Consider the following 13,258-nt stretch of genomic DNA (forward strand, 5'->3'; position numbering starts at 1 on the left):
ATGGATCTTTTTGTTGTTACATCACCCATGCAGTATGTTTGTGCATTAGAGGCTAAAACATTCTTTAACAGCCAAGAGGCGATCTTACTGTTGGTAAACCAAAAAAGTACGCTTGGTTTAGAGCAACAAAACCGACTTTTTAATACTAAAGAGTGGCAAAATATCATCACCATTGATAGGGGAAACCGCAGTATTGCTGTCCCTAAAGCAATCAAAGAGATCAAGAAAGCCCTAAATGGGCGTTCGATACAACGTTTTTTCTATGCTGAATTTAATGCCTGGCGAACAAAACTAATACTAAAAAACCTCAATATAGAGAAACAAATCTATTTTGATGATGGTACGCTTACACTGTCGGAGTATCCGAAGTATATACTGCCTAAACAAGACTTTTACCGCCCAAGGTTCCTTCAAGATTTAGTAGTGCGTCTTAATGGATGTAAACCAATTGGTCATTTAAAACCTTCTGATAATCTAGAAGTTTTTACGATGTTCAACTTAAACCCAATAGCACATAAAGTACATAAGAATTCCCTGAGCAGATTAAAGGGGGAGTATGGTAACCCATCTCTATATAACAGAGATGCCCCAATTGGCTATATAGGACAAGGGGCTATTGGTGACAAGTATCAAAAATCGGTATCACAATACATTGAAGAGATTGATACTCTTGCTAAGTCTAGCAATCGAAAAATTATATACTTCCCTCACCGAACAGAGCGAGATGAAGTAAAAGAGGCGCTACAGGGAAAAAGCTACATTATATACCACCGTAGTGAATATCCTCTAGAAATAGAGTTAATCGATAAAGGTATTGAGCTCTCTGGATTCGTAGGGACTTACTCCACTGTAATGTTTACTTGCAGACTACTCTATCCAGATATGCCCATTTATACGATATCCGACGACTACCCTGATAAAGTGTTTCGAGCAGAACTAAGAAGACAATTCAAAGCTATTAATGTAAAAAAAATTAATAGCTTTGAAGACCTATAATTAAGACCTTTTATTCAGAAAATACTCTGCTAATTCAAAATCCAACTGCTGATCAATATCGAATGAGTCCTTGTTTTCCATCACAAAAGCAAAGGACTCACTTGTATAGCAGATCTCTTGGTATTCGAGTAATTTTTCAACATCAAATATATAAATCGCACCATTGAAGCGATAAAAGCTACCTAAATCTTGAGAACGCTTTAGAGCTTCTGGTCGAATAAAGTTTTCCATTGAACCATTATCTGGCAATATATTTGACCAAAGTGGAGGATGCTCGCAAGGTGTCACAGATACAACAGAAAAAGCTTGTTTCTCAATAAATAGCTCCAGAGCCTGATCGATATGCTGTGAGGTACGCAACGGCGATGTGGGTTGGAGTAAAATGACTATATCAAAACCAGTACCAAATTTTTCCAAGGTGTACGTCAGGACATTCGCTGTCGATGCAGTATCAGAAGCTAAGTGCTCTGGACGAAGTTCAGGCGCAGGAATCCCTAAATCTGCAGCTACATCAGCGATCTCCTGATCATCTGTGCTTATAAAGATATCATCAATATACTCACTACCTTTAGCTGCATCAATAGACCAACCAATTAATGGCTTCCCTGCAATTGGCAAGATATTCTTTCTTGGTAACCGTTTACTCCCTCCTCGAGCAGGGATAAACGCTAATACCTTTTTTCCATCAATCATTAGAACATCCCCAAGCTGTGGATATCCGCTTGTGCGCGATTAAAATCATCCATACGACCGATATCAAGCCAATACTCATGAATAGGAAACATTAGGATATTGTTTCTTTGCTCCATGTGCTGCTCTAGCAAAGTTGGCATATCAATTTTGTGATTTTGGGGAACCGAGTTAATCACTTGTGGAGAAACCACATAAATACCAGCATTGACAAAGAAACGTTGAATTGGTTTTTCGACCATACTCGTTATTTTGTTACCTTCTCCATTGATCACACCATAAGGGATCTGATAATCGTACTCTCGCACACACATTGTCGCATCAGCTTGATTTTCGTTATGGAAATCAAGTAGGCGCTGAAAATCCACCTTCGTAAGTACATCACCATTCATCATTATGAGCGGTAAACCTTTCGGTAGATCATCGGGTAGAAGCCCCAGAGCCCCTCCGGTACCAAGTGGCTCATCTTCATGAACGTAAGTGATATTCACGCCTAGGTCGGTACCATCTCCAAAGTAGTTCTCAATTTGCTCTGGCATGTAGTGAGTCGAAATATAAAAGTTTTGGAAACCCGCTTTTATAAAGTTACGTATCAACGTTTCAAGGATCGGTTTACCACCAACTTTTAGCATAGGTTTAGGACAAGTATCGGTTAAGGGTTTAAGACGGGTACCAAAACCACCAGCCATAATAAACACTGGGTTTTCATACCTAGGTTTACAAAGTGCACCTTGCAAGGTTTCTAAACCAACAACCCTATAATTCTCAATTAAAGGAACGGAGAGAATGCCTTTTGACTCCATTAGGTCAATAAGCACTTCTCTTTCTGCATTAACATCAGCAGTGGTAGGACTGGTGTTCATAACCATTGCAATTGGGTCTGTGAGTGGGAGATTTCTTAACAACCCTCTTCGGATATCACCATCTGTTACGACCCCAACTAAGTGCTGCTCGTTATCAACCACTAAAGCAACGCGCAAGGCTTCTTTGTTGATAATTTCTAATGCTTCTAGAATTGTTGCTGAAGGTTCTAGCAGCACATTTTTCCACTCGTGACTCATTGACAATCACCATAAATCTTTATGAACTTACAGAATTTTACTGGCTCGACTTCTTGATTAAAAGATCGAACTTCTTCTTCTACCGTTTTTATAAATCCTAATGATTCAACCGATTTAATAGAAGGGATATTTGAAGTTGCAATCCAGGCGATTACTTTATCGACTTTATATTTCGTTGCAGATAATCCTTCCTTGATCATGAACTTTGCTAACCCACGACCACTCTTCTCAGAAGATATACCATATGCGATCTCAACTTCGTCAGCATAAGAATTATAATCTATATACAAATAACCTATCGCTTCACCCTTTTCACATAAAAGGTAGAACTCTCTAGAGCTACTCTCGATGGCCGCAAAAAAATGATGCTCTAGTTTTTCTTTAATAGGAGCCTCAGAAAAGCCCGACCAGTAGATATTTTGGGGTTGGCTTCTCAATCGAAAAAAGCTTTCAAAATATTCATAACTAGCGAGCTTCAGCTCTAATTTTTCTTCATTCATTTATCTAGTTTCTTAATCAAGTTACAAATTCGTGAGATATCTTTTTGCGTATATCGACTATCCAAAGGTAAGGAAAGAACGTTTTCTGATAACTGATTTGAAACCTGCTCAACTTCAGGCCAGTGAATCGCCAAAAAGATTGAATGCTCCATCAGTCCCTTTCTCACTTTATCGCGATTAGCTAACAGTAGTGGCAAGAAAGAGGGGAAGTTCACATTAATATCTATATATTGGTCGCTTCTAAGAAGTTCTTTGGCGGTCGTCAGATTTTCTTTACGTATCTTTAATTCTACGTGTTTATCACTATAGAACTGACATGCTAGAACCGTACTTTTATCTTCTGGTTCATAGATTCCAACACCGCTATCCAACAAATTTTCGGCATATGAAAAAGATGATAAGTAATCACTCTCATTACCGATAGAATTACTGAGAAACTTAGCCTTTATGCTTTTTGCTTGATATTTGATCTCTGAAAATTCTGACAAACATAACTTATTCAATCGTTCTAATGGCACGTTTGATATCAGTTGGCTGAAATCAGCTATTGCGGTTATTTTTCTTAGGCTATTAAAGTAACACCACTGTACATCAGCCAAGACCTTAGGAGGCTCGACACCAAAAACATCATCGATAATGAATGGAACTTGAGAGCACTCTATCAAATTGAGAAACGAAGTACTCTCATGACCAAAATACTTAACTAAATATATTGCACTAATATCTTGATAATCATCAGAAAAATCGAATTCGAAGTTATCTTGAACTGCATAAAATAGTACTTCGATATCAAATTCTAGTAATACATCAACAACAATTTGACATACAAAGTCTGGAACAAGAACCCTTTTCCCCTGAAGTGACATTGAGCGAACAGCCCATCTTAGCGAAGAACGCCCACTATTCGTCACTCCATAAAAGAGACCATCCTTGGCAAGCTCTTGCTCACCGCCTATCGTTCTATTTTCAGTATTTAACATCATAAAATGGCTTAGTTTTTAAACTATTCAAATCAACAGCTCTCAGAACATCTACCACTTTTTTAGAACTATTTCCCTGTCCGTAAGGGTTCACTATTTGCAATAGAGATTCTTTAAATGCAACGCTATACACTTGGTCTAAAGCAGACGAGATTTCGGTGGCGCTTACGGCTACATCAAGAGTACTGTTCGCTCTCACTCTTCCTTTCTGGCGATCGCCGATATTAATAGTGGCAAGTTTAAACGATGGCGCCTCTACGATACCGCTAGATGAGTTCCCGACCACGGCATCAACGTATTGTAATGCTGATAAATACCTGAGCTGCCCCAGCGAAGTAAATGCAATCGCTTTGTCACTATTCTCTGCAACATAAGCATCGATCATTTTATTAATCAAACGACCACCAACATCAGCATTTGCCTTAGTAAATATGATTAACGTGTCATTGAGATTGTCAAAACCTGACAGAATCTCAGAGAAGTCACGTTCAACCTCTTCAACATTCTGAGTGGTCTCTGGATGATAGGTAAATAGCAAGTTTTTTGCTTTCAGCTTACAATCTATCGAGTTTTCAAATTCTTCTTTGGACATCAACTGCATGCGCAGCAAGTTATCTAAGCCGACTTCCCCAACCGTAAACACTCTTTCTGGCAACTCTCCCATTTGAATAACACGCGTTGAATATTCATCCATTGCGGTAAAGTGTAAATGAGACAATTTGGTCACTGCGTGACGAATCAGTTCGTCGATCGCGCCTTCTGTTAGCTCTCCGCCACTTAAGTGAGCCACTGGAATACGCGCAATATTTGCGGCAGAAACAATCGGGATTAACTCGTAACGATCACCTAATACAACCACGATGTCTGGCTGCAATTCATCAAATGCTTCAGCGAAGCTGATCTGCGCAAGCCCCATGCTTTTGTTAACTCCGATTGGAGTATCTGATGACAACAATATTTCTATTTTCTTGTTTACACAAAATCCATCATCAAGAATTTGCTGATTCGTCAGGCCAAATTCAGGAGACAGGTGGCTGCCTGTTGAAATGATCTGCAACTCTAGCTCTGGAGCATTTTCAATGTCTTCCAATAGACATTTTAATAAACCATACTCAGCTCTCGTAGCCGTCACGACACAGATTTTTCTCATCAGATTAGCTCTCCAATTTGGTAGTCTTTTTGGGCTACAGAGCCAACGACTTCATCCCATCTTGTTGGAGAGATGCCATTACCAGGGCGTTTAATTTCTAGCATATCAGGAGTAATCAACTGCCCTGCTGAGATCTCTTGTCCTGCAACAATACTTTTTCTAACAACATTTCGATTAGCCTGCTCTGTTTTTGTCGGTACTTTCCAACCTGAACCAAGCGCTTTTTCAATATTACGAATTGATGTGACCATATCTGACAGCTCTTGTGGTTCAAGGCTCGCTTTATGGTCTGGTCCTTCCATAGTGTTGTCTAGTGTAAAGTGCTTTTCAATAACCTTTGCTCCCATTGCCACGGCTGCAACGGGAATTTCGATGCCTAAAGTATGGTCAGAGTATCCGACTGTAATACCTGGGAAGGCCTTTTCTATCGTTAACATCGCCGCTAAATTAACATCTTCTGGTGCAGTAGGGTAATCTGTCGTCGCATGCAAAACTGTAATGTCACCTAGAGTTAAGCCTGCATCAACTAGGGTCATGATTGCATGTTCAACTTCATGTAAGTAACCCATTCCAGTAGATAGAATAACTGGCTTTTTAAAGCTAGCGATATGACGTAAGAATGGTGTATTGGTTAATTCACCAGAGCCAATTTTGAAGACATTTTGCAGCTGATCAAGAAATGTTGCGCTTTGCTCTTCATCTGGCGTAGACATAAAAGTAATCGCTTTTGAGTCACAGTAAGCCTTCAAATCTGAAAAATCATTGTAGCTAAGCTCTAAACGCTTCAGCATCTCAAACTGCGTCTCTTCTCGCTGAGTATTCTCTACTTGATACTCGGCCATTTGCGCATCTTCCGTAACCAGCAGCTCTGTTTTCCATGTTTGGAATTTTACAGCGTCAACGCCAGCTTCTACGGCTGCATCAATCAATTTCTTTGCTAGCTCAAAGTCACCATTATGGTTTACACCCGCTTCTGCGATGATAAAAGTCTTGTTTGTCATGGTTACCTCTAAGCTCGGTATAATTGAAATAGTTTTGGAGGGCTTACATCTTTATGTTGTTCAGCCCACATTTGATTCAGCATTTGACGTTTTTCAGGAAGAAAGTCTAAGCCCGCAATGTAGAATGGCATCGTAAGTGGTGAGAACTTCGACTTAAACTTAAACAGGCTGTCATCAGGAGAAGACGTTCTACCACCACCCAGCATCATATAACGGCAACCCTTGCTTTTGGCATGTTCAAAGGCGGCATCAAGTAGCAGGTAGTTACCATTTTCTTTGGCTAACGCTTGGTTGTTCGCCGACAAATGATAGTGAGCTAATTCTTTCCCGCACATAAAAAAGCCGATAGAGGCGAAAGTACTCTCTTTCTTCGTTGCTAGTAAGTCGACTCCTTCCAGAGCGCTCAGAGCATTAAAATAATCTTCTTGGAAATAAAAAAAGTCACTTGCAGAGTTTTTCTGCATCGTTTCGTAATACATTTCCATAAAGCTGGAAAGCTCGACTGAGCCCGTCTCTATTGTGAGTTTTTTCTCAGCCTTTTTTATTATGTTTCTTGTCGTTTTTGAATATAACTTGCGTCGTTCTTCTGTGCTTTTTTCCAAATCAACAATGACCACTTGCCTTTCTGGTAAGTTCATTTCGAAAAGCGAGGCCATATTCCCTAAAGAATTAAATGGATGAAAACGGATAAATTCACATACTATGTTTTGCTCTTTACAGAAATCTCTGTAGGCACCAAAAGCACGACATAAAAACGGCTCATCTAATGAGTTCGAAACTGGACCACCGTAACCATATGGAGTCTCTAAATCATATAACTCTTCGTCAATTTCTTTGCCTGAAACATTTTTGATACGGCGTTTTAGAGCACTAAACTGCACATTGGAATCACCTTCTTCATACTTGAATTCAAAGTGTTCACATTCACCTTCATACAACGCGGAATATGCTCGTTGGTAATAGATATCTGAGGGTAAATTTCTAATTGTAATATCAGTCATCATCTAGCTCGAAGTATTGGAGTACTAGGCAAATTAATTAGGTGCGCCTCAATAAACTCAGAATACGTTAGGTCACCACGTATTGAATTCTCAAACATAGGCAATCTATGCATAAGCTGCCAAATTGGCCGAGTCATCACTCCAGAATCATTTGTGACACTGAGGATCTCTTCACGGCTTTCTTTATCCGAGCAAATGATCGCATTTAACCAATAGTTTGACTGCGCATATTCAGGCTCAGTGACAAACTTGATGTCTGAACCTTTAAAAAAGTCATTGTAACCTTCAGCAAGCACTCTCTTTTGTTTTAGGTACTGCTCGATAACTTCCATCTGAGCACACCCTAGAGCTGCATTCAGGTTTGGCATACGATAGTTGAAACCAGGTTCATCATGGAAGAACTCATACGGATGAGGAACTTTTGCTGTCGTAGTAACATGCTTAGTTCGCACACCTAATTCTTGAGTCTTACATAACACCATGCCACCACCGCCTGTGGTGATGATCTTATTGCCATTGAAGCTGACAGCACCAAAATCACCAATAGTACCGGTGTGTTTGCCCTTATAAAACGAGCCTAGACTTTCTGCGGCATCTTCAACCAACGTGATGTTCCATTTCAAACAAACAGCAACCAGTTCATCAAGCTCTACAGGGTGGCCAAACGTGTGCATTGGTACAACGGCTTTGATTCTTCTACCTGTTTTTTTATGGATACACCCCGCGTCGGTGACTTCAGCATTCTCTTCTAAAAATGCATCCACAGCCTTAGGGCACAACCCTAAACTCACTGGAGATACATCTAGAAAAATAGGCTCAGCCCCCATATGATAAAGAGCATTGCAGGTTGCAACAAAAGTCAAAGCTTGCGTGACGACCAAGTCGCCTCTTTGAACATCAGCCATGTACAATGCAGCATGCAATGCTGCTGTACCATTCACTGTCGCTACAGCTTTAGCCGTACCAGTGTAAGTTTCAATTTTTTTCTCAAAATCATCAACAAACTTACCGACGCTAGAAACAAATGTACTTTCAATCGTTTCCATTACGTACGCTTTTTCGTTGCCATCGAAAGTCGGTGCATGTAAGGGAATAAATTCGTCTGTTTTGTAAGTATCTCTCACAAATTCAACAATAGATGTCGCTTTCATTGAATGCTCCACTTACATCTTGCTATCGAGGTATTTACCTGTTTCTTTGTGCCCAAAATCAGGGATCATGGTAAAGAACAGTTTCACAATCTGCTCTTTAGTCCAAGCTCGCTCACCTTTCATCTCAGAGATGCTGTTTTCAAACAAAGTAAGAAGCTCTTGCTCATAAAGAGGTTCATTTTTGATGATGCCCAGATTTTCGAATCGAGACATATCCAGATCTTCTTTATCTGTAAAAAACTCTTCGAAGTCTTTTTCACCCGTTGTATCACTTGCAGTAAACAAACATGGCCACTTGCCCTGCTCTGGAAGTGTATGTGCAAGTTGACGAGCTTCTTCTTCTGTTTCACATAGGTGAGGTTCAAAACCAAGTTGCTCTAGGTATTTCACCGCGATATCTGCAAACGAAATAAGATGTAGAGCTTCACTCAGTTTCGGGAAGAAAATGTCACGGTTTTCGCCAAAGATACAAGACATTAAACATAGTTCTCCCGACTCTTGAGGGGTAACAAAGTAACGCTTGATGTCGTTTGGGGCCACGATAGGTTGGCGCTTTTGAATACGTTGGTTAAATCCGTGAAGTAGCGAGCCATCAGAGAATGCCACATTTGCAAATCGAGCCGTTGAGATTGCCATTTGCTCGCTTTTACGCATCAGGAACATTTCCATAATACGTTTGGATGCTCCCATCATATTGACTGGGTTTGCAGCTTTATCTGTTGAAACACAGAAATACTTTTTCGCGCCAGCATCAATAGACTGCTGGATCGTTTTGTCGGTATTAAAAACATTCACATCGATCATGCGCATCAGTGTGTAAGGATCTTTTTCACTTCTAACATGCTTAAGCGCAGAGAGGTTCAATACATAATCGAACTTACCATCAGCTTTGATGAATGCGTCGTACTCTAGAGAACCAATGTCCAAAGCAAATGTTTGGAAGTCACCATCAATATAACCAAATGAGCTACGGATATCTCGAACAAGCTCTACCATATTGTTTTCACTAATATCGACAACATGTAGCTTCTTAGGGTTACGTTTAAAAATCTCTTTAGTTACCGCTTGTCCGATAGAGCCAGCGCCACCCAGAACAAGGAAACTTGACGCAGAAACAATGCGTGACAATTCAGATTCATGATGCTGAATGTCTTGATCAAACAAAGCCTCAGTTCGGCCAATCAGGTTTAATATTGAAGTCATTGCTATTCTTTCTCTATTTGAGGCTATCTAGCCGTAATACTTTTATTATCGCCCACTATCGAGCTGTTATCAGCCACGTTTTTTGTGATGACCGCATTTGCTCCAACGTAACAATTCTTACCAATTGAAATCCCACCAATGATCTTTGCCCCACTGCCAATGTAAGTATTTTCTGACACGTGAGCCATCGAGTTATCGGAGTCAAAGTTGCTGCCAATCGTGACTTGTTGATAAATTCGACATCCTTTTTCCACTTTTGCTTGCGAACCGATCACAATTCCACAAGGGTGAGGAAACAAGACTGTTGGATGAATGTCGGCTAAATGGCTAACATCACAGTTGTAAACATAAAAAATACGTCTTTGAAAACGCTTGCGTATAAAACGAGAGTGTTGCGTCCCCCAAAACATTAGATCTAATTCGGCGCGAAACTTATTTGAGGGTTCAGACGTAGAAAGCCATTTTATCAATAGTTTAAGCATTCTATTTGACCTTCTTCGGTGGGTTACGAAATAAATGCCACTTACGCCAAAGAGCACACTGAATAGAGTACAACTCGCGCGTAAGTCGATTCATTTTATTACTCTTCTCGAGCTTACCGACACTAGAATCAAAATCTGTTTCATTCTTAACGATACCTGGCATTATGCCTCGGCATGCAACTTCATTTGACCAAAACTGGTCCATGTAATCATCAACAGGCAGTAGCCATTCTTGAGCAGATTCAATGAACCTTTTTGCTGCCATTGGAGTGACGAAGTAAGATCGAGTTGCGCCTGGGCCTCGTAAATACTCGACGACATCATGAGATTTATATGAACCAATTTTGACGAATGGCCGTTTGCGTCCATTAACAAATAAACGAACATAACCATATGGTTGGAGCTCGTTGATGTTTTTCATCGAATCATCAAAACATTCTTCTAGTTGAGCATCATCCTCAATGACAACAATCGGCTCATTTAACTCTAGGCACTTTTCCCAAAGCAAATAGTGACTGGCGAAGCACCCCAATTCACCTGGTGTCATTCCATAGCCTTTCACTCTAAGTCTTTTCTCAACGTTGTACTTGCTAAACAGAGGATGCTCGCCTTTACGTCCATCTATTGCATCAAAAAACTCAAAGTCTTGCTCTACACCAGCAAATTGAGCTTCGATATGCGCGCGGCGCTCAACTGCGCTTTCCAAACTAATCACAAACGTACGCATTCTCTATCCTTTATTACTTTGGTGGTAACCGCTTAGCAAACAGTCAAAATCTTGGAGGCTCCACGCAATCGCGCATTTACCTTTTTCTTTATTAAATGAGCGCAATAGTCGCTCTAAGTTCTCTTTAGAAACCTTAGTATCTGTAGATGAAAAGCACTTATCAAAGTCGATAATCCAGACCTTGTCTTGATCATCAATTAAGATGTTATGAATGTTCAAGTCGGTATGGTTCACGTTAGCTCTATGCATCTTGGCAATTTCTTGCCCAATCTTCTGGTACATCACTTCCGGTAATGGTTTTTCTCGCAAAATACTGACCAAATCTCTGGCATTTGGGATTCTTTCGCTGAGCAGACCCGCTTGGTAAGTCAAACCTGTTTTAACTGCTCGCGCGGCAATCGGGCGAGGAACATTAACGCCGGCATCTATCAAAATCTGCAAAAGATTTAACTCCTGAGCACTACGAGTTTGTTCCCAACCAGAAAACCAGTATTGGTCTTTCACAAGTTTGCCGAATAGGCCACCTCGGCGATAATGTCGAAGGGCTGCTTGCATAGAGTCGAGTTGAACAAACCAGGTTGTTCCCCGACCAGAAGCGCTGCCCAAGATTTTACCTTGTTCTTGCCAATAGCCGGCATCAAACAATGGCAATGTTGGGTCTGAAATGATTTCATCATCAAACCAAATCGTGCAATTACCTTGTTGTGAAGTTTGAATCATATCTTTGATACTCACAGATAAAGTGATTTAGAGATACAGACTAAGCAAGATATACAGCCATGTGAATCCAGCGAACGCTAATGCCACCATAACCGCCGCTGAGCCGATATCTTTTGCTCGCCCACTCAATTCATGATGCTCGACACCCACGCGATCCACTACCGCCTCTATCGCGGAGTTGATCAACTCAACAATCAGAACAAGAACGACGACACCAAGCATCAAAATGCGTTCTATGACACTCAAGTCAAAAACACAGACCAAAACGATGGCAATGGCTAGCATCACAAGCTCTTGTCTAATCGCCGCTTCATGTTTAAACGCCGCCCTTAAGCCTTTCGCAGAATATCCCGTCGCTTTGATGATGCGCTTTAAACCAGTGTTTCCAGGTTTACCCGAATTTGGAGATTGATGTTGTTGGCTATTTGACATTGCGAAGACTCGTCAGTGCTCAGTATAGAAGCGGTGTATTTTACATTTATTGGGGATGTCTGCATAATTTACCTGCATCTATTTATCTGATCAGACAATAACTATGTTCACTTCTGCCCCTTCTTCACTCTGTATATTGCGTTTATCTGCAATTGGTGACGTTTGTAATACTATCGCGACGGTTCAAGCGATTCAAAAACAATGGCCTGAGACCCATATCACTTGGATTACTGGCAAACTTGAAGCTCAATTGCTACAAGCGATAGATGACGTTGAAGTGATTGTTTTTGATAAAAAAGCAGGACTTGATGGCTACAAGTCATTGTGGAAGCAACTCAAAGGACGCGAGTTTGATGCTTTGCTTCATATGCAATATGCCATTCGAGCGAGCGTGGCGACGTTGGGTATCAAAGCGAAATACAAACTTGGGTTCTCTTCTGACCGCAGCCAAGATTTTCAAACTTTGTTCACCAATGTCAAAGTTCCTTCACCAAGCTCTTTGCATGTTGCGGATGGTTTAATGGCGTTTGCCAATCAGATTGGAGTACCTCAATCGGAACTATCTTGGTCTTTATCTTACTCAGAACAGGATGGTACTTGGGCTAAGACAAAACTAGATACGGTGAAACCAAACTTATTATTGGTTCCCGGAGCAAGTAAAGCCTACAAGAACTGGAACGCGAAGGGTTATGTGGATGTCATTAATCATGCGCGAAAGAAAGGCTGGAATGTCATACTAGCCGGCAGTCCTGCAAAGGTCGAAGTTGACCTAGCAAATGAGATTCAAGCTCTGTTGCGTGAACCTTGTTTAAACTTAGTAGGAGAAAGCTCCATCCTACAAATGCTAGCTTTAATCGATAAGGTGGAGATGGTGATAGCACCAGATACTGGCCCAGCCCACATGGCGAGTGCAATGAATACACCGATTATTGGTTTATATGCCCATCACAATCCTATTCGAGTAGGCCCTTATCGCTTTTTAAAGTATGCCGTATCTGTATATGAAGAAGTGATTCTTGCAGAAACAGGAAAGACTAGCCAAGAATTAAGTTGGCGAACCCGAGCAAAGGATGAAGCCGCAATGAACCGCATTACAAGCGACCGTGTCGTCGCTATGTTCGACCAAGTCGTAGAAGATTTGTATCCACAATATCAGTAAATTAT

Annotated in this window: 15 protein-coding genes; 2 read left to right on the forward strand and 13 right to left on the reverse strand. The window is 40.8% G+C overall.

Features of this window, described 5'->3' with window-relative positions:
• Positions 1-996 carry a polysialyltransferase family glycosyltransferase gene (locus H735_RS24385; protein ID WP_012126835.1) on the forward strand — a complete coding sequence of 332 codons (996 nt, stop codon included), beginning with the start codon at positions 1-3 and terminating at the stop codon, positions 994-996.
• Here H735_RS24385 and H735_RS24390 read toward each other — a convergent pair whose 3' ends face one another.
• From H735_RS24390 to H735_RS24450, 13 genes are read right to left on the reverse strand one after another with little or no spacing between them, the layout of a single operon-like run.
• Positions 997-1,689: an acylneuraminate cytidylyltransferase family protein gene (locus H735_RS24390; protein ID WP_020195858.1), complete on the reverse strand. Its 693-nt coding sequence runs from the start codon at positions 1,687-1,689 to the stop codon at positions 997-999.
• Positions 1,689-2,747 carry a nucleotidyltransferase family protein gene (locus H735_RS24395; RefSeq protein WP_020195859.1) on the reverse strand — a complete coding sequence of 353 codons (1,059 nt, stop codon included), beginning with the start codon at positions 2,745-2,747 and terminating at the stop codon, positions 1,689-1,691. Before H735_RS24395 ends, H735_RS24390 begins: the two co-directional genes overlap by 1 nt.
• Positions 2,744-3,247, reverse strand: coding sequence for a GNAT family N-acetyltransferase (locus H735_RS24400; RefSeq protein ID WP_020195860.1), 504 nt, complete (start codon positions 3,245-3,247; stop codon positions 2,744-2,746). Before H735_RS24400 ends, H735_RS24395 begins: the two co-directional genes overlap by 4 nt.
• Entirely contained in the window at positions 3,244-4,230 is a 987-nt protein-coding gene (locus H735_RS24405; protein WP_020195861.1) for a pyridoxal phosphate-dependent transferase, read from the reverse strand. The genes H735_RS24400 and H735_RS24405 overlap by 4 nt, the downstream gene beginning before the upstream one ends.
• A complete protein-coding gene (neuC, locus tag H735_RS24410) occupies positions 4,214-5,377 on the reverse strand; it encodes a UDP-N-acetylglucosamine 2-epimerase (protein ID WP_020195862.1) in 1,164 nt (387 codons plus the stop codon). Before neuC ends, H735_RS24405 begins: the two co-directional genes overlap by 17 nt.
• Positions 5,377-6,378 (reverse strand): N-acetylneuraminate synthase, encoded by a 1,002-nt coding sequence (neuB, locus tag H735_RS24415; protein WP_020195863.1) that lies wholly within the window; start codon positions 6,376-6,378, stop codon positions 5,377-5,379. The genes neuC and neuB overlap by 1 nt, the downstream gene beginning before the upstream one ends.
• Before the next feature lie 8 nt (positions 6,379-6,386).
• Positions 6,387-7,379, reverse strand: coding sequence for a GNAT family N-acetyltransferase (locus H735_RS24420; RefSeq protein WP_020195864.1), 993 nt, complete (start codon positions 7,377-7,379; stop codon positions 6,387-6,389).
• The gene (locus tag H735_RS24425; protein ID WP_020195865.1) at positions 7,379-8,530 is read right to left on the reverse strand and encodes a LegC family aminotransferase; all 1,152 of its coding nucleotides are present in this window, start codon (positions 8,528-8,530) and stop codon (positions 7,379-7,381) included. Before H735_RS24425 ends, H735_RS24420 begins: the two co-directional genes overlap by 1 nt.
• A gap of 12 nt (positions 8,531-8,542) precedes the next feature.
• Positions 8,543-9,733: a UDP-N-acetylglucosamine 4,6-dehydratase gene (locus H735_RS24430; protein ID WP_020195866.1), complete on the reverse strand. Its 1,191-nt coding sequence runs from the start codon at positions 9,731-9,733 to the stop codon at positions 8,543-8,545.
• Positions 9,734-9,756: 23 nt separating this feature from the next.
• A complete protein-coding gene (locus H735_RS24435; protein WP_020195867.1) occupies positions 9,757-10,215 on the reverse strand; it encodes a serine acetyltransferase in 459 nt (152 codons plus the stop codon).
• A 1-nt stretch (position 10,216) separates the two neighbouring features.
• Complete coding sequence (locus H735_RS24440; protein WP_005428216.1) at positions 10,217-10,942, reverse strand: glycosyltransferase family 25 protein; 726 nt, start codon at positions 10,940-10,942, stop codon at positions 10,217-10,219.
• 3 nt (positions 10,943-10,945) lie between these two features.
• Positions 10,946-11,662, reverse strand: coding sequence for a 3-deoxy-D-manno-octulosonic acid kinase (locus H735_RS24445; protein WP_020195868.1), 717 nt, complete (start codon positions 11,660-11,662; stop codon positions 10,946-10,948).
• Between the two features lie 27 nt (positions 11,663-11,689).
• Complete coding sequence (locus tag H735_RS24450) at positions 11,690-12,094, reverse strand: diacylglycerol kinase (protein ID WP_020195869.1); 405 nt, start codon at positions 12,092-12,094, stop codon at positions 11,690-11,692.
• A gap of 103 nt (positions 12,095-12,197) precedes the next feature.
• Between H735_RS24450 and H735_RS24455 the strand changes: the two genes are divergently transcribed.
• A complete protein-coding gene (locus tag H735_RS24455) occupies positions 12,198-13,253 on the forward strand; it encodes a glycosyltransferase family 9 protein (RefSeq protein WP_020195870.1) in 1,056 nt (351 codons plus the stop codon).
• The last annotated feature ends 5 nt before the right edge of the window (positions 13,254-13,258 follow it).

This window comes from Vibrio owensii CAIM 1854 = LMG 25443 (genome assembly GCF_000817815.1).
In the GTDB taxonomy this organism is placed as follows: Bacteria; Pseudomonadota; Gammaproteobacteria; order Enterobacterales; family Vibrionaceae; genus Vibrio; species Vibrio owensii.